This is a genomic window from Promicromonospora thailandica, from assembly GCF_024171955.1.
In the GTDB taxonomy this organism is placed as follows: domain Bacteria; phylum Actinomycetota; class Actinomycetes; order Actinomycetales; family Cellulomonadaceae; genus Promicromonospora; species Promicromonospora thailandica.
In genome coordinates this window covers 236,786-260,850 of record NZ_JAMTCS010000006.1, presented here as the reverse complement: position 1 = coordinate 260,850, position 24,065 = coordinate 236,786, and the positions used below count along the sequence as shown (strand labels likewise).

Sequence of the window (24,065 nt, the reverse complement as noted above, 5' to 3'; positions counted from 1 at the left end):
CGTGTCAGCCCTGGACGGTGTTCTCTTCGCCGACGATGCCGACGACCGCCTCGTCGTAGGCCGCGGCCGCCTCCTCCGGCGTCTGCTGCCCCGTCATCACGGCCTCCATCGCGACCATGATCTCGTTGGAGACCTTCGGGTAGTCCGAGGTCGCCGGCCGGAAGTTGGTCACGTCGACCAGGCCGGTGAAGAACTCGGTGGTCGGGTTGGTCGCCGTGTACTCCGGGTCCTCGGCGACGTCGGTGCGCACCGCGATCTGGCTGTTGGCGACGTCGAACCAGAGGGAGTTCTCCCGGTTCAGGGCCATCGAGATGAACTCGAACGCGGCGTCCGGGTTCTTGGAGCCGGAGCCCATGGCGAGGGTCCAGCCGCCCGACATGCTCACCGCGCCCGGGTCCTGCCCGTCCTGCGTGGGCATGGGTGCCGTGCCCATCTTCTCGGACCACTCGGGCCACGGAGCGACGCCGGACTCGAGCCAGTTGCCCGCCACCCAGGAGCCGTCGAGCGCGATGCCGACCTTGCCCTCGGGCAGCCACTCGGCCTGCACGGTGTTGCCGATGTTGGTGTCGAGCGCCTGCTGCGGGGTGGGCGCGAGGCCCTCGGTGAACACGGTCTGGACGAACCCGAGGGCGTCGACGAAGCCCTGCGAGCCGGTCACCCACTTGCCGTCCTCGTAGAGCGTGTCGCCCGTGCCGTACAGGAGCATCTCGAAGCCCTGCATGACGGCGGCCTCACCCTGGGGCTTGCCGGAGTACATGTTGAAGGGCACGACGTCGGGGTCGGACTCCTTGATGGTCCGGGCCGCCTCGAGCAGGTCGTCCCACGAGGTCGGAGCCCAGTCCTCGGGCAGGCCCGCCTTGGCGAGCACGTCCTTGTTGAACCAGAGACCGCGCGTGTCGGTGCCCATGGAGACGCCGTAGGTCTTGCCGTCGTCGCCCGCGCCGGCCTCCTTGGCGCTGTCCACGAACTGGTCCCACTCGTCCCACTCGGCGAGGTAGTCGTCCAGGGGAGCCAGGTAGCCGGCCTCGACGTCGGACTTGATCATGTACGTGTCCTCGTACATGACGTCCGGCGCGGTGCTGGGCGAGCGGTTCATGAGGGCGAGCTTGGTGAAGTAGTCGTTCTGCTGCGCCTCGATGGGCACCAGCTCGACGGTGATGCCGGGGTTGGCCTCCTCGAAGTCGGCCTTGACGTCCTTGAACAGCTCGTCGGCCTGCGTGAAGTTGCCGAACTTCTGGTAGGCGACCTTGATGGTCGAGTCGTCCGAACCGCCCCCGCCGGAGCCGCAGGCACCGAGCGAGAGGGCGACCGCCGCTGCCGTGACGGGTGCGATGAGGAATCGTGCCGTGCGCATGAAGCTCCCTTGCGTCGTGCGAGCCCGGCTACACCGCCGAGCCAACTGACGCACACGATTCACCCCAGACGGGCCGTAGTCAAGAGACTCTCCGCACCGATTGTCAGCGCTGTCACACCGACCCCCTGATCTGCCTGGCCCGACGGGCGATTCGCGGGACGCGAACAGGGTCACCGCCGGAGCGTCTCCAGCGGTGACCCTGTCTGCGCCGACGTGCCGAACGGCGCCCCGCGTCAGCCCCGCGGGTCCAGGAGGACGGCGACCGTGCGGGCCGGGACCGTCACCGTGCCCGTCGACCGCTGCCACGTGGTGCCGCGGACCACCGGGTCCACGCCGCGGGCCTGCACGCGGGACAGCGCGTAGTCACGGCCGGCCAGCTCGGGCACCTCGACGGCGGCCGCCTCGGGTGACGCGTTGAGCACCACGAGCACGCCGTCGAGCCGGCGGTCGACGTCGCGCCGCCCCGCCCGGTCGTCGATCGACATGGTGATCACGCCGGGCGCGGCGTCCGGCCCCGAACCGGGGAAGGTGACCTTCTGCTCGATGAGCTCGGCCGAGCCCAGCCGGAACAGGTCGGTCGAGTGCCGCAGCTCCAGCAGCTCCTGGGCCTGCGCGGACGCGAACGCGATGTCCTCCGGCGCCGGCTTGAGCGCCGGATCGGCCAGCAGGGGCCTCTGGTACGGCCACTTCTCCTCGTTGTCCGCCGCCATCGGCAGGCCGCGGCCGAACCCGTTGTCCCGGCCCGACCAGTCGATCGCGTTGAACCAGTCGCCCGAGTCGTAGGAGTTGCGGTCCAGCGACTTGGAGCGCAGCAGGTCGGTCCCCGCGTGCCAGAACGACGGCGACTGCGACAGCGCCGCGGTGGCCAGCGACACCGTGTTCATCCGCACGCGGTCGGACATCGGGGTGTCGGCGGGCAGCTTGAGCGCCAGCAGGTCGAAGAGGGTCTCGTTGTCGTGCGCGTCGACGTACGTGACCACCTCCTCCGGCGAGTCCGCGTAGCCGGCCGGCGAGCCGCGGTAGTCGAGCTCGTCGCCCCGCACCCGCTCGCCCGACGACGTCGTGAGCTCGTAGGCGCGCAGGTTGCCCGCCAGGCCGAGCTTCACCAGGTCAGTCTGGTGGCCCAGGTCGGCCGCCTCGTCCGCGCCGCCGTCGTTGACCGACGCCGGGTCACCGAGCCGGGCGTCACGCCCGTTCGGGTCGGTGAACAGGCCTGTGCCGAAGCCCTGCGTGAACAGGGACGACCCGTCGACCGGGGAGCCGCCGTGCACGGCGTCGCGCAGCCGGTCGCTGAACGTGCCGATGCCGGTACCGCCGAGCTGGCCCTGCGTGGCCTGCTCGAACCGCGCGTTGCCCGCCACCTCGCCGAAGTCCCAGCCCTCGCCGTACAGGTACACGCTCCGGCCGTCCACGCCGTCCCGGCGCAGCGTGAGCGCGTCGAGACCGGCCCGGACCGCCTCCATGTTCTCCCGCGAGTGGTGGCCCATGAGGTCGAAGCGGAAGCCGTCCACGTGGTAGTCCCGGGCCCAGGTGACCACCGCGTCGACCATGAGCTTCTCGGCCATGGCGTGCTCGGTGGCGACGTTCTGGCAGCAGGTGCTGGTCTCGACGGCCCCGGAGGTCGGGTTCAGCCGGTGGTAGTAGCCCGGCACCACGCGGTCGAGCACCGACCGCGGGTCCTGCCCCGACGCCGCGGTGTGGTTGAACACCTGGTCGAGCACCACCTGGAGCCCGGCACCGTGCAGGTTGCCGACCATCGACCGGAACTCGGCGACGCGCTCGCCGCCGTCGGCCCGCACCGCGTAGGAGCCCTCGGGCGCCATGAAGTGGTACGGGTCGTAGCCCCAGTTGAAGCCGTCCTGGCCCTGGATCTCGGCGACCGCGGCCTGCTGCTCGGTGCCGTCGGGCGCGAAGCCGGACAGGTCACCCGTGGTGGCCTGGTCGGCACGGTCCTCGGCGATCGTCGCGATGTCGAACGTGGGCAGCAGGTGCACGGTCGTGAGCCCGGCGTCGGCCAGGGAGCGCAGGTGCCGCATGCCGTCGGAGCCCTTGACCCCGAAGGCGCCGTAGGTGCCGCGCAGCCGCTCCGGGACCGTCTGGTCGGCGATCGAGAAGTCGCGGACGTGCAGCTCGTAGATGGTCTGGTCCACCGGCCGCTCCACCACAGGGGCCTTCGTGGTGCGCCAGACCTTGGGCTGCCAGGTGGTGGCGTCGAGGTCGACGGCGACCGAGTGGGTCGAGTCGAGCGTGAGGCCCACCGAGTACGGGTCGGTCACCACGTTGGTCTCGACCTGGCCCGTGCCCGGCACGTACACCTCGACGGCGTACCGGTAGCGCGCACCCTGCCAGTCCTTGATCCCGCCCGGCCTGCCGTGGCCGCCGTGCTTCGCGGCCGCGTACGTCCAGGCGCCGTCCTTCTGCCGGGTCATGGGGAACGTGCGCGGCTCCTTGTCCAGGCGCGTGCCCGCGGGCCAGACCTGCAGCGTCACCGACCGGGCGGTCGGGGCCCACAGCGCGAACGACGCCCGCTCGCCCTGCCAGGTCACGCCGAGCGCGCGGTCGGTGGCGAACAGGTCGTCCAGCACACCGGGCACCTGCACGCCCGTCGCCGCGGTCAGGGTCTCGCCGTCGTGCCGCGTGACCTGCAGCGGGCCGCGCAGGGCCGCCGCCGCCCGGTCCCGGCTCAGGCCCTCGGCCGCGAGGGCGAGGTACCCGGCCAGGTGCGGGAAGTCGGCGGCCACGTCGCCGGACAGCGCCGTCGGCGTGAGGGGGTACGACGCCGCCTCCGTCTCCAGCGCCCACGTGTCGCCCGCGCCGAACTGCGCGGCCGGCACGAGCACCAGGCCCTGCCGCACCCAGTGGGCGGCCTGCTGCCCCTCGCCCGGGGTGCCGGGCGTGCCCACCTGGACGGAGGGCACCTTGGTCTCGGGGTCCCACGTGAACGTCACGGGCCCGCCGCCGGTCGAGTAGGCGATGTTGGCGCCGTCGCGCACACCGTCCGCGCCGTAGTTCTCCGCCCAGGAGCCGTTCAGGGCCACCTTGAACTCGTAGGAGCCGGCGGGGAGCTCGAAGGTGCCGGTCCAGGTGCCGTCGTCGGCCTGCGTGAGACGCGCGGCCTCGCAGTCCGGGGTCCAGTCGCCGGCGCAGCCCATCTCGCTGTTGTGGGAGCCGGGCACCGTCACGAGGTCGAGGTCCGGGTCGGTCGGGTCGTCCACCACGCCGCTCACGTCGACGCCCACCGAGGCGTAGGAGCTGGCCGCGGTGCGGTCGCCGTCGGCGTCCCGGACCACGGCGCGGTACTCGACGAGCGTGCCCTCGGGCAGGTCGGCGCCGTCCGGCGAGACGTCGTGGAAGACGCGCGGCGACGTGTCCTCGGCCGTGCCGAGGTGGTGCCACTCGTCGGTGCCCACGGCGCGCCAGGCGAAGGACGTCTCGGCCCAGGCGTCGTCGATGCCCGCGGCCACGGGCGCCACCCCGGTCAGCGCGGCACCCGGCCGGGCGCTCGCCCCGGGGACGACGGCGGCCACGCCCGCCGAGCCGGCGCCCACGGTGCGGTCGGCCACGAGCACGACGGCGGACCGCGCCGGGACGGTGAGCGTGACGGCGCCGTCGGCGTCCGCGGTCACGGCCGTCTGGGTGCCGTACAGCGGGTCGAAGGTCGCGCCCGGCGTGAGCGCGTCGAACGTCACCGTGCGCTCCTGGGCCGCGTTGTTGGCGGCGACCAGGTGCTCGACCTGCTCCTCGCGGTCGACGCGCGAGAAGGCGTACACGCCCGCGCCGTCCTCGGCGTACCGCTCGACCTGCGCGCCCGTGGCCAGCGCCGGGTGCTGCTCGCGCAGGGCCGCGAGCGCCGCGACGTGCTCGTAGAGCGGGGCGTCGGTGGCGTACCGGTCGACGCTGCCGGCCTGCTCGCCGGTCACCAGCGGCTGGTCGGCGTACTCGTCGACCTGGGTCGCGAACAGGGTCTGGCGGGCGTCCTTGTCGCCGCCCGTGCCGGCGAAGCCCTGCTCGTCGCCGTAGTAGACGACGGGCTGGCCGCGCGTCAGGTACATGAGCTCGTGCGCGAGCTGGTCGCGGGCGAGCGGGTCGTCGCTGCCCGCGAGCATGAAGCCGACGCGGCCCATGTCGTGGTTGCCGAGGAACGTCGGCAGTGCGGCGGCGCTGCTGTGCGGCGTCGTGTACAGGTCGTCGGACGCGTACAGGTCGGCGAGGCGCTGTGCGCTGTTGCCGCTGGCGTAGCTGGTGGCGGCGGCCTGGAAGGAGAAGTCGAGCACGGAGCTCATGTCGGTGCGGCGCACGTACGGGGAGGTCTTGGCGGCGTCGGCGTCGTACACCTCGCCGAAGGTGAAGAACTCGTCCTTGCCCTGCTCGCGCGCGTAGTCCTGGATCTCGGTGGACCACTCCTCCCAGAACTCGAAGTTGACGTGCTTGACCGTGTCGATGCGGAAGCCGTCGATGCCGAGGTCGATCCAGGCCTTGTAGATCTCCTCGAAGCCGTCGACGACGGTGGGGTGCTCGGTCATGAGGTCGTCGAGGCCGCTGAAGTCGCCGTAGGTGACTGACTCGCCCGTCCAGGTCGAGTTGCCGCGGTTGTGGTACAGCGTGGGGTCGTTGAGCCAGGCCGGGACCTTGACGTCGGCGTCGGCCGGGTCGACGACGGGCGTGTACGGGAAGCTGGTCGCGGCGTCGAGCTCGGGGAAGCTGCCGGTGCCCGCGTGGTCGGCCGGGTCGAACGGGTTGCCGGCGGCGTCCCGGTACGGGGCGGTGGCCTGGGCCACGTAGTCGTAGGTGCCCTCGGCGTAGTCGACGACGTCGGCCGTGTGGTTGGTGATGATGTCGAAGTAGACCTTGAGGCCGCGCGCGTGCGCGTCGTCGATTAGGGCCTCCAGCTCGGCGTTGGTGCCCAGGTGCGGGTCGATCCGCGTGAAGTCGGTGATCCAGTAGCCGTGGTACCCGGCGCTGACGTCATCACCCGTGCCCTGCACCGGGCGGTTGAGGAAGCTGGGGGTGAGCCAGATCGCCGTGGTGCCCAGGTTCTCGATGTAGTCGAGGTTCTGCCGCAGGCCGGCGAGGTCGCCGCCCTGGTAGAAGCCCTTGTCGGTGGGGTCGAAGCCGGTGGTGAGGCGGTCGCCGTCGAGGCCGCCCTCGTCGTTGGACTCGTCACCGTTGGCGAACCGGTCGGTCATCACGAAGTAGAACCGCTCGTCGCTGCCGGGCTGGCGCACGGGGTCGTGGACCAGGGCGCCGTCGGCGTCGGTGTACTCCCCCGCCAGCGTGAGGGGTGTGAGGGCGGTGCGGTGGGTCGTGTCGTCGTAGGTGACGCGGACGGTCGCGGGCCCGGCCAGGTGCAGCGGGGCGTTGTCGGGGCCGCCGTCGCGCCCGTAGGACTCGTCCCAGGTGTCGTCGAGGGCGACCTTGTACTCGTAGGTGCCCGCGGGGATCTCGAAGTCGGCGGTGAAGGTGCCGTCGCCCTGGGCGACGAGCTCCGTGGCGGCGCAGGCCGGGTCCCAGTCGGCGGCGCAGCCGAGCTCGTCCTGCAGGCTGCCCACGAGGGCGGCGGTGCGGTCCTCGGCCGCCGTCGCCGCGGGGGCGAGGGCCGTGCCCGCCGCCGCGGCGAGGCCGGCCGAGGAGGTCAGGGCCAGGGCGAGAGCCGAGGCCCCGAGGCGGAGGGCGCGCGGGCGCGCGGTGCGAGACATGGAAGACCCCTTCGTCGTCCGGAACACCAGTGTGGACCGACCGCGACTGTAACGCTTGCAAGACTTTGCAGCAAGGGTTTCCCGGGGCACTCGCTCTGTCAGAGCGGGAGCTTGAAGCCCTCGTGCGACTGCTCGTAGCCCAGGCCGCGGTAGAAGCGGTGGGCGTCCGGCCGCTGCTTGTCCGAGGTGAGCTGCGCCAGGGCGCAGCCACGGGCCCGGCCGCGATCGTGCGCGTGCTCCATGAGGCGGCGCCCGACGCCCTGGCCACGCAGCTCCTTGCTCACCCGCACGGCCTCGACGAGCAGCCGTGACGCGCCGTTGCGCGAGATCCCGGGGATGAACGTCAGCTGCATGACACCGACCACCGCGCCGTCGGCCTCGGCGACGACGAGCTCGTTGTCCGGGCTGGCCGCGATCGCCGCGAAGGCCCGCACGTGCGCCTCCCCGTAGGTGCCGGTGCGGCGGGCGGCGACCGCGTCGTCCGCGATCAGCTCGACGATGCGCTCCAGGTCGTCGCGGCGTGCCTCACGAAAAGTCAGTTCCATGGCGCCACCCTAGGCACGGCTCCCGGCCCTCGGATCACCCGGTCGGTGCCGCAGCCGCCACGTACGATCCTGTGGTGACGTCAGATCCTCCCGCGGCCGCCGCGCCGACCGCCTCGACCGCGCCGGGCGGTGCGCCGCGCTCCTCCTGGGTCGCGCTCGCCGTGCTCATCCTCGGCGTCTCCATGGCGCTCCTCGACACGACGATCGTGAACGTCGCGCTGCCGACCATCCGCACGTCGCTGGACGCCTCCGAGGGCACGCTGTCCTGGATCATCTCCGGATACGCGCTCGCCTACGGCCTCGCCCTCATCCCGTCCGGTCGCGTGGGCGACCGCGTCGGCCACAAGTGGGTCTTCGTCGTGGGCCTCGCCGGGTTCACGCTCGCCAGCCTCTGGTGCGGCCTGGCCTCCGGGTCGATGGAGCTCATCGTCGCGCGCGTGGTCCAGGGGCTGTGCGGCGGCATCTTCTTCCCTGCCGTGACGGCCCTGATCCAGCTCATGTTCTCGGGCCGCACGCGCGGCAAGGCGTTCGCGGTGATGGGCGCGGCCATCGGCTTCTCGACGGCGCTCGGCCCGATCGTCGGCGGACTGCTCATCGAGGCGTTCGGCGAGGACGAGGGCTGGCGCTCGATCTTCTTCGTCAACCTGCCGTTCGGCGTGATCGCGGTGGCCGCCGCGATCGTGCTCCTGCCACGCATCGTCGTCGGGGGCGTCGCCCGCGGCGTGGACGGGTTCGGCCTGCTGCTGGTCTCGGTGTCGCTGGTCGCGATCCTCGTGCCGCTCATCGAGGGCGAGGACGCCGGCTGGCCCTGGTGGACCTGGGCGTCGCTCGTGGGCGGTCTGCTGCTGCTCGTCGCCTTCGCGTTCTGGGAGCGGCGGGTCGTGGCCCGCGACGGCAGCCCGCTCGTACCGCCCCGCCTGTTCGCGCACGCGGCCTTCACGGGCGGCGTGATCCTCGCGCTGGTCTACTTCGCCGCCTTCACGAGCATCTTCTTCACCATCTCGATCTTCTGGCAGTCGGGCCTCGGGCACTCCGCGCTGGCGTCCGGCCTCGTGTCGGTGCCGTTCGCCGTCGGGTCGATCGTGGGCGCCTCCCAGAGCGAGCGCCTGACCCACCGGCTCGGGCGCCGGGTGCTCGTGATCGGTACCGGCATGGTGGCGGTGGGCCTCGTGTCGGTGTGGCTCGTGCTGTGGCTGGTGCCGACCGGCGACCTGAACCACTGGCACCTCGCGGCACCGCTCCTGGTCGGGGGTGTGGGCAGCGGCCTGTTCATCGCGCCGAACGCCCAGTTCATCGTCGCCACCGTGGACCGCGAGGAGGCCGGCGCGGCGTCCGGGGTGATCGGCACGATGCAGCGCGTCGGGTCGGCTGCGGGCATCGCCGTCGTCGGCTCGGTGCTGTTCGGGTCGCTGGCCTTCCCGCCCGGCCGCCCGACGCCGGAGGTGGTCGCCGACGCCTTCGCGCACGCCGCGACCATGGCGATGGGCACCAGCGCCGCACTGTCGGTGGTCGCGTTCGCGCTGGTCTTCGCGTTGCCGCGGCAGGTACAGCCGACGCGGTGACGCCGGCCGCGGTCCGCCCCCACGACGTGGCCGACAGCGGCTTCACCGGCCGTTCCCACAGGGCTGGCGGGTCGCACGGTGCGGCCGGTACGGTCCCGCCATGACGACGGTTCCCGCAAGCGCGGGCGTTCCGGCCGCACGGGCCGGCGAGGCCCGGCCGGCCGTGGCGTGGGGTCCGGTCGGCGCCGCTGTGCTCGTGCTCGCCGTGCTGCTCACCGCGACCAGCACCCGGTACGGCTACCACCGTGACGAGCTGTACTTCCGCATGCTCGACCCCGCCTGGGGGTACGTGGACCAGCCACCGCTCACGCCGTGGATCGCGCGCACCGGCACCGACCTGTTCGGCGACACGCTGCTGGTCATGCGCGTCCCGGCGACGCTCGCCCACGTCGCCGCCGTCGTCGTGGTCGCGCTCGTGGCGCGCGAGCTGGGCGGACGCGCGGGGGCCCAGGCCCTGGCCGCCTGGGGGTACGGGACGGCGGCGATCCCGTTGGCCTTCGGGCACACCTTTCTCACCGCGAGCCTCGACCTCGTCGTGTGGCCGGCGGTGCTGCTCTGCGCGATCCGGGGCGTGCGGCGCGACCCGCGCTGGTGGCTCGTGGCGGGTCTGGTCACCGGCGTGGCCCTGTACAACAAGCTGCTCGTCGTGGCGCTGCTCGGCGGGATCCTGGTGGGGCTGCTGGTGGCGTGGCCGCGGCGGGCGGCGCAGGACCGGACGCGGTGGCCGCTCGCGACGCCGTGGCCGTGGGCGGGCGCGGCGGTCGCGCTGCTCGTCGGCCTGCCGAACCTCGTCCACCAGGCCACGCACGGCTGGCCCCAGCTCGCGATGGGCGCGGCGCTCGGCGAGAACAACGCCGCCGAGGTGCGCTCGGAGCTGTGGCTCTTCCAGCTGCTGACGCTCGGGCCGCCGCTCGTCGTCGTGTGGCTCGTCGGCATCGTCTGGCTGTGGCGGCGTCTGCCGACGCTCCGCTTCCTCGTGGTCGCCTACCCCGTGCTGCTGGCGTTCACCTACGCGGCCGGTTCACAGGTGTACTACGCGACCGGGCTGCTCGCGGTGCTGTTCGCGGCAGGGTGCGTGCCGGTGGCCGGCTGGGCCCGGACGGCCTGGCGGCGCGCGACCGTGACGGCGCTGGTGGTCCTGAACGGCGCGTCCTGCGTGCTGATCAGCCTCCCGGTCGTACCGGTCGGCGAGCTCGCCGAGACCCCCGTCGCCGACATCAACTCGTCCGCGCAGGACGCCGTCGGCTGGCCCGAGTACGTGCGCCAGGTCGCCGCGGTGCACGCGGCGCTGCCGCCGGCCGACCGGGAGCGGGCCGTGGTGCTCACGCAGAACTACGGCGAGGCGGGTGCCGTCGACCGGTTCGGGCCGGAGCTGGGGCTGCCGCCGGCGTACTCGGGGCACAACGAGCTCTGGGAGTACGGTCCCCCGCCGCGGACGGCGACCGTGGCGCTCGTGCTCACGGAGGCGCCCGGCGCGTGGGGCACCCGGTTTGATTCGTGCACCCAGCGGGCACGGCTCGACAACGGCGTGGGCGTCGACAACGAGGAGCAGGGCGTGGCCGTGCTCGTGTGCCGCGACCCCGTCGGCGGGTGGGACGCGGTGTGGCCGGGGCTGCGGCACCTGGACTGACCGGATCGGAGCGCGTGGCCCCGAGCCGGTCAGAGCGTCAGCCCGCCAGGTGGCTCCACCGGGGGGCGAGACCAGCCCACGGCCCGACGTCCGCCACCGCGCCGTCGACCAGCACCACGACGCGGTCGGCGCGGGCGAGCGCAGCCCGCTTGGACGTGGCCCCGACCACCGTGGTGCCCCGCTCGCGCAAGGCGGCCCACAGCTCGATCTCGGTCGACGCGTCCAGGGCGCTGGACACGTCGTCCGCGAGCAGCAGCTCCGTGTCGGCGGCGAGCGCCCGGGCGAGGGCGAGCCGCTGCACCTGGCCGCCGGAGAGTCGCACGCCGCGGTGCCCGACGAGGGCGTGGGGGCCGCCCGCGTCCCGCATGTCCTGCTCGAGCCGTGCGCCCCGGACCGGGCCGTCGATGTCGCGGGCGTGGTCGAGCTGCACGTTGTCCGAGAACGACCCGGACAGCACGCGCGGCACCTGGGCCACGTGCGCCACCTGGCCCGGGCGCAGGAAGGCCTGCGCGTCGGTGACCTCGGTGCCGTTCCACCGCACCTCGCCGGTGTGCTCCATGAGCCCGGCGAGCGCCGACAGCAGGGACGACTTGCCCGAGCCGACCTGACCGAGCAGCAGCACCAGCTCGCCCCGGCGGATCTCGAGGTCGACGCCGGAGACGCCGATCGTGCCGTCGTCGTGCACCGCGGTCAGGTCGCGCAGCTGCAGCCGATCCAGCGGCTCGCGCGGGGCGGGCTCCGGAGCGGGGGCCGTGCCCGCGACCAGGTCGACCTGGTGCTGCCGCGAGACCAGGTCGGCGCCGTCGGCGAAGCGGGCCGTGGCCACCTGCCACGCCCGGGTGCCGGGCGCCTCGGTGACGACGGCCCCCGCGACCACGCCGAACCACGCGAAGCCGGTCACGGCGTTCGCGACCAGCAGCGTCGTGGCCAGGTCCCAGCGGCCGGTGAGCAGGAACGCCCAGGCCGCGACGACGCCCACGTACAGCGTCACGTGCGGCACCGCGTCGAGCACGGCCTGCACCCGGTGCTCGAAGATGGCGGCCTTGACGCGGCCGGAGTCCACCTCGCCGAGGTGCCTGCGCACGTCGGGCGTGCGCGCGGCGAGCTTCACCGTGCGGGCCGAGTCCAGCGCCGAGACGAGGGCGCGGCCGAACCGGGCGCGCGCCGCGGAGGAGCCGGCGGCCGAGCGGCCCGCGATGGGGCGGCCGATGGCCGAGGCGCCCGCCGAGATCACCATGACGGCGAGCAGCACGGCACCCGCGGTCCACGTCCCGCTGATCACGGCGGTCGCCACGACGATCAGCAGGCCGTTGACGAAGTCGACCCAGCGGTCGGCGTACCGGACGAACCGGTCCGCGTCCATCGAGCGGGCCACGACCTCGCCCGGCGGCGTGGCGGGCAGCCGGTACTGGCGGGTCTGGCCGTGCATGACCGTCATGCGGATGCGCAGCAGCACCTCGACCCACCAGCGCGGGTAGACGCCGAGCGCGCGGGAGATGAACAGCGGCTGCAGGAGCAGCAGGACGGCGAGCGCGACGAGGACGCCGACGGGCAGCACGCCCTGCTGCAGCTCCTCGACGGTGCGGCCCCACAGGAAGCCGCTGACCGCGCCCTGCGCCGCCACCAGGCTCGACAGCAGGAACAGGAGCGCGCCGAACGCTCCCCAGCGCGGCCGCACGAACAGGGCGTGCAGCACGCCACGCGCCAGGCTCGGGCCGGTGCCCGGCTCGGGCAGGTCCGGCGGGGTGCCGAGGCGCCGGCGCCCGCCGACGGCGTCGGTCTCGGGCGCTGCGGCGTCTGCGGCGTCGTCTGGCGCTGCGGCGTCGTCTGGCGCTGCGGCGTCGTCGGACGCCTCGGCGTCCGACGACACGGCCGTGTTGCCCCCTGTCCCTGCCGCGCGGGCGTCGCTGGTGTGCCCGCTCTCGTCCAGCGCACCGTCGCTCGCGCCTGCCTCCAGGAGGGTGCGGAACGGCCCGGGGGTGCGGGCGAGCGTCGTCCGCCGCCCCTGCTGCACCACGCGGCCGTGGTCGAGCACCGCCACGAGGCCGGCCCGCTCGATCGTGCCCAGGCGGTGCGCGATCAGCACGCCGGTGCGCCCGGAGAGCAGACGGTCGGACGCGGCCACGACACGGGCCTCGGTGAGCGGGTCCATCCGCGCGGTCGCCTCGTCGAGCACGACGAGCTGCACGTCGCGGACCAGGAGCCGGGCGAACGCGACGAGCTGCTCCTCACCCGCCGACAGCGTGGTGCCGCCGGGGCCGAGCAGCGTGTCGAGCCCCTCGGGCATCCCGGCGACCCACTCGGTCAGGCCGAGCTCGCGCACGGCGCCCTCGACGTCGGCCCGGGGCACGTCGGCGAACAGTGCGATGTTCTCCGCGAGCGTGCCCGCGATGATCTCGGTGCGCTGCGTGACGACGCCCACGGCGGCGCGCAGCTTCTGCAGGTCCAGGTCGCGCACGTCCGCACCGCCGAGGAACACCGTTCCGGGGGCGGGCTCCACCGCCCGGGACAGCAGCGCGGCCAACGTCGACTTGCCGGAACCGGTGCGGCCCACGAGCGCCACGGTCTCCCCCGCCGGGACCATGAGGTCCACGTCGGTCAGGGCGAACGTGCCCTCCGCGTAGGCGAAGCTCAGGTCCCGCAGCTCTAGTGAGAGCGGGCCGGGCGGCACGTCGTCGCCGCCCTCGGGCTCGGGCTCCACCGCCAGCATCTGGCGGATGCGCAGCACCGCGCCGAGGCCCTCCTGGATGTCCGGCAGGTGGTGCACCAGGTTGTCCATCTGGCCCACGAACATCGCGGTCACCAGGAACAGCGTGACGAGCTGCTGGACCGACAGGCCGCCACCGGAGGCGAGCACGGCGCAGACCACCGCGGTGCCCGCCAGCAGCGCGTACATCACCAGGCCGGCCCGGCGCAGCAGCCGTTCCTCGACCCGGACCACGGCGCGGAACTTCTCGTGCACGGCGGCCGAGAGCTGGGCCAGCCGGCGCACGGCGAACGCCTGGCCCAGGCTGGTGCGCAGGTCGTTGCGAGCGGCGACGGCCTCCTCGAAGGCCGCGGCGTGGTCGGTCCACGCGGCCTCCTCGACCACCTTGCGCCGCGCGATCTCACCGAGCAGAGGCCGGGTGAGCACGGCGACGAGCCCGCCCAGCACCGGGAAGATCACCCAGGCGGGCCACCACGTGACGCCCGCGACGATCCACATCGGCACGGTGCCCACGACGGTGCGCCCGGCGCTCCAGAGCTGACGTCGCACCAGCGTGCCCACGGCGTGGGTGTCGTCGTCGACCCGGTCGAGCACCTCGCCCACGGCCTGCTCGGAGAGCGTGGCGAGCGGCTGACGCAGCGCGGCGCTGAGCAGGTCGCTGCGGAGCCTGCCCTCGGCGCGGTCCACGACACCGGCCCAGACCACCTGGCCCACGCCGTCGAACAGCGCGCCGCCCACCACGCACAGGGCCAGCAGCGCCAGCCCCAGCGCCGTGGCGTGCTCCGCCAGCGCACCGGCCGCCGCCGTGCCGAGGGCCTGACCCACGGCACCGGCGGTGAGGGCGAGCAGGGCGACGACCGCGGCGGGCCCGCGCAGCCGCCGCCAGTCGAGCCGGCGCGCCGGGTCGGCCGGCATCACGGGCGCAGGGCGGGGCGACGCCCCGGGAAGGGGCGTGGTCTCGGGGGTGTGCGGTGCGTCGATCATCGTTTCCTGAGGCTACGACGGGACACCGACACTCCCGGCCTCTTTTTCCACGGGAGCGACCAAGGTCACCTCGTCCCGCCGAGATAGAACCCTGGCGAGGTAGAACCGCAGCGGTCGCTGTGGTTCTACCTCGCCAGAGTTCTATCTCGCCCCAGTTCTACTTCGCCCCAGTTCTACTTCGCCAGGGTTCTCCTTTGTCAGAGGGAGGCCAGGGCCTCGTTGAACGTCGCGCTCGGGCGCATCACCGCGGTCGCCTTGGCGGCGTCCGGGCGGTAGTACCCGCCGATGTCGGCGGGCTTGCCCTGGACGGCGAGCAGCTCGTCGACGATCTGCTGCTCCGACGCGGCGAGCGCCTCCGCGAGCGGCTTGAACGTCGTGGCGAGCTCGGCGTCCTCCGACTGGCCCGCGAGCTCCCGGGCCCAGTACAGGGCGAGGTAGAAGTGCGAGCCGCGGTTGTCGATCGTGCCGAGCTTGCGCCCCGGCGACCGGTCCTCGTTGAGGAAGGTGCCCGTGGCACGGTCGAGGGTGTCCGCCAGCACCTGCGCGCGGGCGTTGCCCTCGTTCACCGCGAGGTGCTCGAAGGACGCGGCCAGCGCGAAGAACTCACCGAGCGAGTCCCAGCGCAGGTAGTCCTCCTCGACGAGCTGCTGCACGTGCTTCGGCGCGGAGCCGCCGGCGCCGGTCTCGAACAGCCCGCCGCCGTTCATCAGCGGCACGATCGAGAGCATCTTCGCCGACGTGCCGACCTCGAGGATCGGGAACAGGTCGGTGTTGTAGTCGCGCAGCACGTTGCCGGTCACGGAGATGGTGTCCAGCCCCTGGCGGATGCGGGCCAGCGAGAACGCCGTCGCCTCCGCCGGGTCCATGACGTGGATCTCCAGGCCGTCGGTGTCGTGCTCCGGCAGGTACTGCTCCAGCTTGGTGATGAGGTTCGCGTCGTGCGCGCGGCGCGAGTTCAGCCAGAACACGGCGGGCGTGTCCGAGAGCCGGGCCCGGGTCACGGCGAGCTTGACCCAGTCGCGGATCGGGGCGTCCTTGGTCTGGCAGGCGCGCCAGACGTCACCGGCGTGCACGGAGTGCTCCATGAGCACGTCGCCCGCGCCGTTGACGACGCGGACCGTGCCGTCCGCGGCGATCTCGAACGTCTTGTCGTGCGAGCCGTACTCCTCGGCGGCCTGCGCCATGAGGCCGACGTTCGGCACCGAGCCCATGGTGGCCGGGTCGAGGGCGCCGTTGGCGCGGCAGTCGTCGATCACCGTCTGGTAGATCCCGGCGTACGACGAGTCGGGGATCACCGCGAGGGTGTCCGCCTCCTCGCCGTCGGGGCCCCACATGTGACCGCCGATGCGGATCATCGCGGGCATCGAGGCGTCGACGATGACGTCGGACGGCACGTGCAGGTTCGTGATGCCCTTGTCGGAGTTGACCATGGCCATCTTCGGGCCCTCGGCCAGCGCGGCGTCGAACGCGGCGCGGATCTCGGCGCCGTTCGGCAGTGCGTCCAGACCGGCGAAGATGCCGCCCAGGCCGTCGTTGGCCGAGAGGCCGGCAGCGGCCAGGTCGGCTCCGTACTTCTCGAAGACCGGCTTGAAGAAGGCCTTCACCACGTGGCCGAAGATGATGGGGTCGGAGACCTTCATCATCGTGGCCTTGAGGTGCACCGAGAACAGCACGCCCTCGGCCTTGGCCCGCTCGATCGACTCGGCGAGGAACGCGTCCAGCGCGGCGGCGTCGAGGAACGTACCGTCCACGACCTCGCCCGCCAGCACCTTCAGCCCGTCCTTGAGCACGGTCACCGTGCCGTCGGCGGCGACGTGCTCGATGCGCAGCGTGTCGTCGGCCGGGATGATCACGGACTTCTCGTTGGAGAAGAAGTCGTCGTGCCCCATCGTCGCGACGTTGGTCTTCGAGTCGGCCGTCCACGCACCCATGCGGTGCGGGTGCGCCTTCGCGTAGTTCTTGACCGACGCCGGAGCCCGGCGGTCGGAGTTGCCCTGGCGCAGCACGGGGTTCACCGCGGAGCCCATGACGCGGCCGTACCGCTCGCGCGCGTCCTTCTGCTCGTCGGTCTCGACGCTCTCGGGGAAGTCCGGCAGGTCGTACCCGAGGGCCTGCAGCTCGGCGATGGCCGCCTTCAGCTGCGGCACCGACGCCGAGATGTTGGGCAGCTTGATGATGTTGGCCGACGGGTCGTGGGCCAGCTCACCGAGCTCGGCCAGCGCGTCCGCCTGGCGCTGCTCGTCCGTGAGGCGCTCCGGGAACTGCGCGATGATCCGGCCGGCGAGCGAGATGTCGCGGGTCTCGACGTCCACACCGGCCTTGGCCGCGTAGGCCGAGACGATCGGCAGGAACGAGTACGTCGCCAGGAGCGGGGCCTCGTCCGTGTGGGTATAGATGATCTTCGACATGGGTGTGGCTGACTCCCCGGGGTTAGTGGAATGGGCCGATCTCTCGATATCAAGATACCTGAGGCGGCCCGCCTGCCCGGAATCACGAGACGCACCTCACGCGCCACGAGCTGTCGGACGCTCAGGTCACCCGGGCGACCCGAGCGTCCGACACGTCGGGGCGGCCGTCAGACGAGGCCCAGGGAGCGGACCGCCTCGCGCTCCTCCGCGAGCTCCGCGACGCTGGCGTCGATGCGCGCACGCGAGAACTCGTCGATCTCCAGGCCCTCGACGATCTTCCACTCGCCGCTGCCGTCGGAGGTCACCGGGAACGAGGAGACCAGGCCCTCCGGGACGCCGTACTCGCCCGAGGACCACACGCCCGCCGACGTCCAGTCGCCCTCGGGCGTGCCGTGCGCCCAGTCGCGCACGTGCGCGATCGCGGCGTTCGCAGCCGACGCCGCCGACGACGCCCCGCGCGCCTGGATGATCGCCGCGCCCCGCTTGGCCACCGTCGGGATGAAGTCGTCGGTGAGCCAGGCCGTGTCGGCCGCGACCTCGGCGCCCGGGCGGCCGCCGACCTCTGCGTGGAACAGGTCGGGGTACTGCGAGGCGGAGTGGTTGCCCCAGATGGTGAGCCTCCTGATGTCCGCGACCGGGGTGCCGGTGCGGGCCGAGACCTGCGAGAGCGCGCGGTTGTGGTCCAGCCGGGTCATGGCCGTGAACCGCGTGGCGGGCACGTCGGGCGCGTTCGAGGCCGCGATCAGCGCGTTCGTGTTGGCGGGGTTGCCCACGACGAGCACGCGGACGTCGGAGGCGGCGCCGTCGTTGATCGCCCGGCCCTGGGGACCGAAGATGCCGCCGTTGGCCTCGAGCAGGTCGGCGCGCTCCATGCCGGCACCGCGCGGGCGCGCGCCGACCAGGAGGGCGACGTTCACGTCGTCGAAGGCCTTGACCGGGTCGTCGAAGATGTCGACGCCGGCCAGGGTCGGGAACGCGCAGTCGTCGAGCTCCATGGCGGTGCCCTCCGCGGCGGCGACCGCCTGCGGGATCTCGAGGAGGCGGAGCCGCACCGGCGTGTCCGCGCCGAGCATCTCGCCCGCGGCTATGCGGAAGAGCAGCGCGTACCCGATCTGGCCAGCGGCTCCGGTGACGGTGACATTCACGGGTTCAGTCATGACCCCACTCTTGCATCGACAGGCCCGCCTCGCCCAGCCCTTCCGCACGATGAAGAATATGCCTGCGGCCGTTCAGGTTTTGTTCAGCCCGGTAATGGCAGGATGTGCGCGACATCGCACGCACGCCGCCATGACGCGCACCGGAGGGTGCGCCACTGAAAGGAACTGACTTCATGTCCCAGGACCTCGCCGCGACCAGCGGCGTCACCGAGGTCGAGGAGCGGTCGCACGGACTGCTCTCCCGGCTGCTCGCCGAGACCTTCGGCACGTTCCTGCTGGTGCTCGTGAGCGTGGGCCTGCTCGTCTACAGCCAGCTGAACAGCACCGGCCTGATGGGCGTGGCGCTCGGTGCGGGCTTCGCCTACCTCGCTGCCGCCGCGGCCGTGTACCGGGTCTCCGGCGCGCACTTCAACCCGGCGATCTCGCTGGGTGCCTGGCTGGGCGGGCGGATCTCCGCCGGCACCGCCTTCAGCTACTGGGGCGCGCAGCTCGTCGGCGCGGTCATCGCCGCGGCCGTGCTCTTCGCGACCTACCCGCGCGACCTCGTCACGCTGCTCCAGAACCAGAACCCCGACATGACGGGCGTCTCCGACGCCTTCGGCGGCGCCGTCAACGGCTTCGGCGAGGGCTCCCCGCTCTACCTGCTGACGCAGGGCGGGGCCCAGTTCGGCTGGCTCGCCGCCCTGCTGGTCGAGGTCATCATCTCCGCCGTGCTGGTGGGCGTGTACCTCGGCGCCAACAACCCGCTGCGCCGCGTCTCCTACGGCCCCGTCGCGGTGGGCGCCGCCATCACCGCGCTGACCCTGATCTCGAGCTTCGTGACCAACACGGGCATGAACCCGGCCCGCTCCACGGCCGCCGCCCTGTTCGCCAACGACTGGGGCTCCGGCGGCGCGGGTCGCCAGCTCTGGCTCTTCTGGCTCGCGCCCCTCGTCGGCGCCGCCCTGGCCGCGCTGTTCTACCGCGCGTTCGCCACGGTGGACCCGGAGGAGGAGCTCGAGCTGGTGGAGGACGACGAGGACGACGACGAGCCGGCCGAGGTCGTCGAGACCGAGACGGTCACGGAGGTCGAGACCACCGAGGCCGAGGCCACCGATCCGGGGACTGCCGAGCCGGAGACTGCTGAGCCGGAGGAGAAGAAGGCCGGCGACAAGGCCTGAGCTGCGGTACGACGGCGGGGCCGCACCTCTCGTACGGGAGGTGCGGCCCCGTCGTCGTACCGGGAGCGAGGACGCACCGGGTGAAGTCGCCTCACGATCTGGTCACGTGGCCCCGGAAACAACGAAGTACCTGGTAGACATCCCGCCGTGACCGCTCCCCCGACCCCCGCCGGACCGTTGCGGGTGCCCCTGCACCGCGGCTGGGTCGTCGCCTCGATGATCCTCTTCTGGCCGCTCGCGATCGCCGCGGTGCTCGCCGCCAACCGTGCGGCCGCGGCGCTGGGCGCGGGCGACACCCCGACGGCGGAGCGCGAGGCACGCGCCGCACGCGGTCACGCCCGGCTCGGCGTGCTGATCGGCGGCGTGTGGACGGGCCTCGCCCTGACGTTCGACATCGCGCTCGTCGTGCTGGGCGTGCAGCACGGGCCCGCCGTGCTCGAGTGGCTCGGCCGGCCGACGCCCCCGGCCCAGTCGGCCGAGACGTCCACCGCGGCACCGGCGTACCGGAGCGCCGCGGCCCCCGAGCGCGACCCCATCGCCGTCGACCCGCTGCGGCTGCAGGTGGGCGACTGCTTCATGGTGCCGAGCGGCGACGGGTTCGTCGGGGATGTCGACGTGATCCCCTGCAGCAGGCCGCACGACGGCCTGGTGGTCAGCGTGACCGAGCACGCCTACGACGAGTTCCCGGGCACCGCAGCGCTCGACGACGGCGTCTGGTACGACTGCGAGTCCCGGTACCGGGCCTACACCGGGCGGCCGCTGGGTGAGGTCGCGCCCCTCTGGGTGCTGCACCCCGACGCCGAGGACTGGCGCACCGGCGAGCGGTCGAGCGTCTGCTATATCGAGGCGCTCTACCCCGAGGAGGGCGAGTTCTCCGAGCACCCGCAGGTCCTGCTCCCGAGGCCCACGTCATGACCGACCCGTACGCTCCCGTCCCGGACGCCTACCGTCCCGCGCCCGGTCCCGCTCCCGTGCCCCGCCCGCCCGCCCCGCCGTCCACCGGCGCCGGCTGGACGGTGGTCGCCCTGCTCTCCCTGTGGCCGTTCGGCCTCCTCGCCTACCCGCACACGCAGCGGGCGACGGCGGCGCTCGCCGCGGGTGACCTCGAGCAGGCCGCCGCCGAGGGCGCGCGGGCGCGCCGGGCCGGGATCGCCGGCCTCGTCGTCGCGATCGTGCTCACCTGTGTCCTGACGGTCGCGCTCACCGCCGGCACGGTCGGGCTCGCCGTGTGGCTCGAGCGGCAGCTGGGCCCCGCGGCGGACCGGCCGCAGTCGGCGACCAGCTACCCGGCGGACGACGTCCCCGGGTCGGGCCCCGCCGAGGGCACCAGCGTGTGGGAGCTGCACGAGGGCGACTGCTACCTCACCGACGGCCTGACCGACGTGGTGCGCACCGTCGCCGTCGTGCCCTGCGACCAGCCGCACGGCGGCGAGCTGTTCGACATCACCTACGTGGCCGCGTCCGCGCTCGAGCCGGCCGACGACGCCGGTGACCCGGAGTACCCCGGTGACCCGTGGATGGCGCGGTACGCGGCGCAGGTGTGCCGGGACTCGTTCGAGGAGCACACCGGTTCACCGGCCGACGACGCCGGGCTGCACCTCTGGCACACGGCCCCGGACGCGTGGGACTGGCGCGCGGAGGGCCGGCGGATCGCGTGCCTGGCCGAGTCCGACACCGCGCTGACCGGGCAGGTCGGGGACCGGTAGCCCGGTCTTCCGTGGTGAAACCTCGCACCGCTACGATCGCGCATCATGGCCGACACCACGCAGACCGCTCGCGATGCCGACGGCCCCGAGGAGGTCGAGCCGACGCCGGGCGAGAGCCCGGACAGCCCGGAGACCGGCGGGTCGGAGACCGCGACGGCGGAGGCAGGGCCCGAGCCGGCCCCGGAGTCCGACGGCCCGGAACCCGAGACCGCCGACGACGACACCCCCACAGGGCCCTCCCCCACGCGGATCGGCTGGGTGGTGGCCGCGTTCCTGTTCTTCTGGCCGCTGGCGATCCCCGCGCTCGTGCTCTCGATGCGCACGGCCGAGGCCAACGCCACGGGCAGCTTCCGCCGGGCCAGGAAGTCGTCGGTACACACCCTCGACTTCGCGCTGGGCGGCGTGACGGTCGGCGTGGTCGCACTCGTCGCGCTCGTGCTCGGTGTCGTGGCCGCGCCGACGTACGCGTCGTCGCTCCCGCCCGGCCTCGTCTCCGCCGCCCGGGAGCTCGTGCCGCCGGCCCTGGCGGGCCCGCTCGGCCTCTCGTCCGACGACGGTGCCGACCTCGCCGCGCCGTCGCCGACCGCCGCGCCGTCCGACGACCCGTTCGAGACCGACCCGTACGAGACCGATCCCTACGCCGACGACCCGTACGCGCAGGATCCCTACGCCGAGGACCCGTACGCCGAGGACCCCTACGCCGAGGCCGGTGACCTCGACGACGGCTCGGAGGCGACGTCCGACGAGCCGACCCCCGGCGGGGACACGACCGCGACGACCGGCGCCGAGATCCCCGACCTCGAGGTGGGCGACTGCTTCGACACCGCGGCCACGGCGGGCCGGTCCACGCTGTACCGGATCCCGGTGGTGCCCTGCACCACCGCGCACGGCGGCGAGATCTACGCGGAGACCACGGCTCCGGACGACCTGGCGAAGAAGGGGCAGGCCCCCACGCAGCAGGCCCTGTGGGATGCCGCCGACGCCTACTGCTACCCGCAGTTCGCCACGTTCGTGGGCCTGCGGTGGGCCCGGTCGGAGCTGCAGTACTGGCCGATCGCGCCGTCCGAGGAGAGCTGGGCCAAGGGCGACCGGCGCATCCTGTGCGTCGTCGAGTCGGAGACCCCGGTCACGGGCACGCTGCGCGACGCGGAGCGCTGAGCCCGGTAGGCCCGGGCGTCAGATGCTCGGCGTCGCGACCGCGAGGACGCCGATGACCACGGCGGTCGCGCCGTACAGCACGATGTCGATGGTCCGCGTGCGGATCACCAGGCCCACGGGGTTGTCGAGCACCGCGCGGAAGATCGCGCAGACCACGAGCACCACGCCGATGCCGATCGCCCCGGCGCGCGCCCCGGCGACCAGGCCGAGCAGCACCGACAGGACGATGCCGACGAGCACCATCCAGATCGCGAGGTTGCTGCGCTGCAGCTCCGGGAGCGTCATGTCGGAGGCCTCACCGCTCGCTGACTCACTGCGATCGGGCTCCCGGGTGATCGTGGTGGGCCCGGTCAGGGCTGCCTGCTCGACGCGTTCGAGCGTAGCGGTTCCGGCGGGGCCTGGCTCGAGGAGCGTCGTGGCGCCACCCGACGCGCCGGGGGCGGTCCGCATCACACTGAGATCCACGCCACGAGACTACAGCCGAAACGTCACGATCCAGGAGATCCGTGACCTCCTTGCAACCTGAATGCCAGCGCGTTCCCAGGTTGGCGGCCCGCGGGCTACCGTGAGGTCCATGCCCTCACCCTCAGCACAGGTTCCCAGCAGCGTCGTGGTCGTGGGTGCGGGCCTGGCGGGCGCGCAGACCGCGGCCGCCCTGCGGACGCACGGCTTCACCGGCCGGCTGACGGTGCTCGGCGCGGAGGGCGTGCCACCGTACGACCGCCCACCGCTGTCCAAGGAGCTGCTCAAGCGCACCGAGCCGGTCTGGCTCGCCGACGACCTCGGCGTGGACCTCACGGCCCTCGCGGACGACGTGCGGCTCACCGACCCGGCGGTCCGGCTGCAGGTGGACCGGGAGCGCGTGGTGGTGCGGACGGCGTCGGGCGACGAGGTGGTGGCCGACGCCGTCGTGCTCGCCTGCGGCAGCGTGCCCGTACGCCCGGACGGCTGGGACGCCGCCGTGACCCTGCACACCGCCGAGGACGCCGAGCGGCTCCGCGCCGCGCTGGTGCCGGGCGCGCGGCTCGTCGTGGTGGGCGCGGGCTGGATCGGGGCCGAGGTCGCCGGGGTCGCGGCCGGGGCGGGCGCCCGCGTCACGGTCGTCGAGGCGGGCCCGGTGCCCCTGGAGCGCCAGCTCGGCCGCCGCGTCGGCGGCCTGCTCGCCCCCTGGTACGACGACGCCGGGGTCACCCTGGTCACGGGCGTCGCCGTGGACCAGGTGACCGAGCCCGGCGACGGCGCGGACGACGGCACGCGCGTGGTCCTCGCCGACGGCCGCGTGCTGGAGGCCGACCTGGTGCTGGCCGCCGTGGGGGCGCGCCCCGCGACTCGGTGGCTGGCCGGCTCGCTGCCGATGGAGTCGAACGGCGCGCTGCGGGTCAACCGCGCGGGCCGGTTCATGGGCCTGCACGCCCCCACCGACCCGGCGGGGCACCTGCACCTCGACGCCCTGCGGCGGGTGTGGGCGGTGGGCGACGTCGCCACGCGTGAGCACCCGGTGTTCGGCCCGGTGCCGGGCGGGCACTGGTCGGCCGCGCTGCACGACCCGGAGCCGACCGTCCGCGCCCTGCTCGGCCTCGACGAGCGGGCCGCCGAGCCGGAGCACGTGCGCGAGCGCCTCGGGCTGGCGCCCGTGCCGGCGCACGCGCCCTACGTCTTCTCGCAGCAGCTCGGCCACGACCTGGCGCTGTTCGGGCTGCCCTCCCCGTTCGACGAGGTGGTGCTGCGGGGAACCCCGGGCGGGACGGGCGGCTGGGCGGCGCTCTACCTGGAGCGGGCGCTCGACCGGCACCCGCGACGCACCGCCGAGGGCCACCGCGTGGCCACCGTCCGGGCCGTGCTGCTGGTCGACTCCCCGCGGGAGGTCGGACAGGTGCGCAAGCTCATGAACCGCGGCGTCCCGCTGGAGGTCGACCTGGACCGCGCCCTGGACCCGGCGGTCCGCCTGCGGGACGCCGTCGTCTGACCGGCCCCGGCCCCGGCGCCGGCGTCCGCCCG

14 protein-coding genes are annotated in these 24,065 nt (G+C 73.4%); 7 read left to right on the top strand and 7 right to left on the bottom strand.

All coding sequences use genetic code 11. The features are described from left to right. Positions 1–4: 4 nt before the first annotated feature. From APR03_RS11585 to APR03_RS11575, 3 genes are all read right to left on the bottom strand, one after another. Positions 5–1,354, bottom strand: a complete 1,350-nt coding sequence (locus tag APR03_RS11585) for an extracellular solute-binding protein (protein ID WP_253835815.1) — start codon at positions 1,352–1,354, stop codon at positions 5–7. Between the two features lie 233 nt (positions 1,355–1,587). After that, positions 1,588–7,050 carry a pullulanase-type alpha-1,6-glucosidase gene (gene pulA, locus APR03_RS11580; protein WP_253835814.1) on the bottom strand — a complete coding sequence of 1,821 codons (5,463 nt, stop codon included), beginning with the start codon at positions 7,048–7,050 and terminating at the stop codon, positions 1,588–1,590. A gap of 98 nt (positions 7,051–7,148) precedes the next feature. Beyond that, positions 7,149–7,595, bottom strand: a complete 447-nt coding sequence (locus tag APR03_RS11575; protein WP_253835813.1) for a GNAT family N-acetyltransferase — start codon at positions 7,593–7,595, stop codon at positions 7,149–7,151. Between the two features lie 74 nt (positions 7,596–7,669). On the opposite strand from APR03_RS11575, the gene APR03_RS25240 reads away from it, so the two are divergent. Both APR03_RS25240 and APR03_RS11565 read left to right on the top strand, forming a co-directional pair. Then, positions 7,670–9,157, top strand: a complete 1,488-nt coding sequence (locus tag APR03_RS25240) for an MFS transporter (RefSeq protein ID WP_253835812.1) — start codon at positions 7,670–7,672, stop codon at positions 9,155–9,157. 100 nt (positions 9,158–9,257) lie between these two features. Beyond that, positions 9,258–10,787 (top strand): glycosyltransferase family 39 protein, encoded by a 1,530-nt coding sequence (locus tag APR03_RS11565; RefSeq protein WP_253835811.1) that lies wholly within the window; start codon positions 9,258–9,260, stop codon positions 10,785–10,787. A 37-nt stretch (positions 10,788–10,824) separates the two neighbouring features. On the opposite strand, the gene APR03_RS11560 is transcribed toward APR03_RS11565, so the two are convergent. From APR03_RS11560 to APR03_RS11550, 3 genes are all read right to left on the bottom strand, one after another. After that, on the bottom strand, positions 10,825–14,478 hold the full coding sequence (locus tag APR03_RS11560; protein ID WP_253835810.1) for an ATP-binding cassette domain-containing protein: 3,654 nt from the start codon (positions 14,476–14,478) through the stop codon (positions 10,825–10,827). A gap of 197 nt (positions 14,479–14,675) precedes the next feature. After that, on the bottom strand, positions 14,676–16,886 hold the full coding sequence (locus tag APR03_RS11555) for an NADP-dependent isocitrate dehydrogenase (RefSeq protein WP_253835809.1): 2,211 nt from the start codon (positions 16,884–16,886) through the stop codon (positions 14,676–14,678). A 167-nt stretch (positions 16,887–17,053) separates the two neighbouring features. Then, positions 17,054–18,043: a malate dehydrogenase gene (locus tag APR03_RS11550; RefSeq protein ID WP_253835807.1), complete on the bottom strand. Its 990-nt coding sequence runs from the start codon at positions 18,041–18,043 to the stop codon at positions 17,054–17,056. 173 nt (positions 18,044–18,216) lie between these two features. On the opposite strand from APR03_RS11550, the gene APR03_RS11545 reads away from it, so the two are divergent. The 4 genes from APR03_RS11545 to APR03_RS11530 all read left to right on the top strand — a co-directional run bounded on the left by APR03_RS11545 (position 18,217) and on the right by APR03_RS11530 (position 22,067). Then, complete coding sequence (locus tag APR03_RS11545) at positions 18,217–19,203, top strand: aquaporin (protein ID WP_253835806.1); 987 nt, start codon at positions 18,217–18,219, stop codon at positions 19,201–19,203. Positions 19,204–19,350: 147 nt separating this feature from the next. Beyond that, entirely contained in the window at positions 19,351–20,118 is a 768-nt protein-coding gene (locus APR03_RS11540; RefSeq protein WP_253835805.1) for a septum formation family protein, read from the top strand. Further along, positions 20,115–20,909 (top strand): CD225/dispanin family protein, encoded by a 795-nt coding sequence (locus APR03_RS11535; protein ID WP_253835804.1) that lies wholly within the window; start codon positions 20,115–20,117, stop codon positions 20,907–20,909. The genes APR03_RS11540 and APR03_RS11535 overlap by 4 nt, the downstream gene beginning before the upstream one ends. A gap of 45 nt (positions 20,910–20,954) precedes the next feature. Beyond that, positions 20,955–22,067, top strand: coding sequence for a septum formation family protein (locus APR03_RS11530; protein ID WP_253835803.1), 1,113 nt, complete (start codon positions 20,955–20,957; stop codon positions 22,065–22,067). Positions 22,068–22,085: 18 nt separating this feature from the next. On the opposite strand, the gene APR03_RS25235 is transcribed toward APR03_RS11530, so the two are convergent. Beyond that, positions 22,086–22,532 (bottom strand): DUF3017 domain-containing protein, encoded by a 447-nt coding sequence (locus tag APR03_RS25235; RefSeq protein WP_253835802.1) that lies wholly within the window; start codon positions 22,530–22,532, stop codon positions 22,086–22,088. A gap of 109 nt (positions 22,533–22,641) precedes the next feature. On the opposite strand from APR03_RS25235, the gene APR03_RS11520 reads away from it, so the two are divergent. After that, positions 22,642–24,033: an NAD(P)/FAD-dependent oxidoreductase gene (locus APR03_RS11520; RefSeq protein WP_253835801.1), complete on the top strand. Its 1,392-nt coding sequence runs from the start codon at positions 22,642–22,644 to the stop codon at positions 24,031–24,033. Positions 24,034–24,065 lie beyond the last annotated feature (32 nt).

What these genes read in the sequence shown, in the direction of transcription:
- APR03_RS11550 (WP_253835807.1), bottom strand. Translation starts at nt 18,043, where the DNA reads ATGACTGAACCCGTGAATGTCACCGTCACCGGAGCCGCTGGCCAGATC.
- pulA (WP_253835814.1), bottom strand. Translation starts at nt 7,050, where the DNA reads ATGTCTCGCACCGCGCGCCCGCGCGCCCTCCGCCTCGGGGCCTCGGCT.
- APR03_RS11520 (WP_253835801.1), top strand. Translation starts at nt 22,642, where the DNA reads ATGCCCTCACCCTCAGCACAGGTTCCCAGCAGCGTCGTGGTCGTGGGT.
- APR03_RS11530 (WP_253835803.1), top strand. Translation starts at nt 20,955, where the DNA reads ATGGCCGACACCACGCAGACCGCTCGCGATGCCGACGGCCCCGAGGAG.
- APR03_RS11565 (WP_253835811.1), top strand. Translation starts at nt 9,258, where the DNA reads ATGACGACGGTTCCCGCAAGCGCGGGCGTTCCGGCCGCACGGGCCGGC.
- APR03_RS11555 (WP_253835809.1), bottom strand. Translation starts at nt 16,886, where the DNA reads ATGTCGAAGATCATCTATACCCACACGGACGAGGCCCCGCTCCTGGCG.
- APR03_RS11585 (WP_253835815.1), bottom strand. Translation starts at nt 1,354, where the DNA reads ATGCGCACGGCACGATTCCTCATCGCACCCGTCACGGCAGCGGCGGTC.
- APR03_RS11535 (WP_253835804.1), top strand. Translation starts at nt 20,115, where the DNA reads ATGACCGACCCGTACGCTCCCGTCCCGGACGCCTACCGTCCCGCGCCC.
- APR03_RS11575 (WP_253835813.1), bottom strand. Translation starts at nt 7,595, where the DNA reads ATGGAACTGACTTTTCGTGAGGCACGCCGCGACGACCTGGAGCGCATC.
- APR03_RS11545 (WP_253835806.1), top strand. Translation starts at nt 18,217, where the DNA reads ATGTCCCAGGACCTCGCCGCGACCAGCGGCGTCACCGAGGTCGAGGAG.
- APR03_RS11560 (WP_253835810.1), bottom strand. Translation starts at nt 14,478, where the DNA reads ATGATCGACGCACCGCACACCCCCGAGACCACGCCCCTTCCCGGGGCG.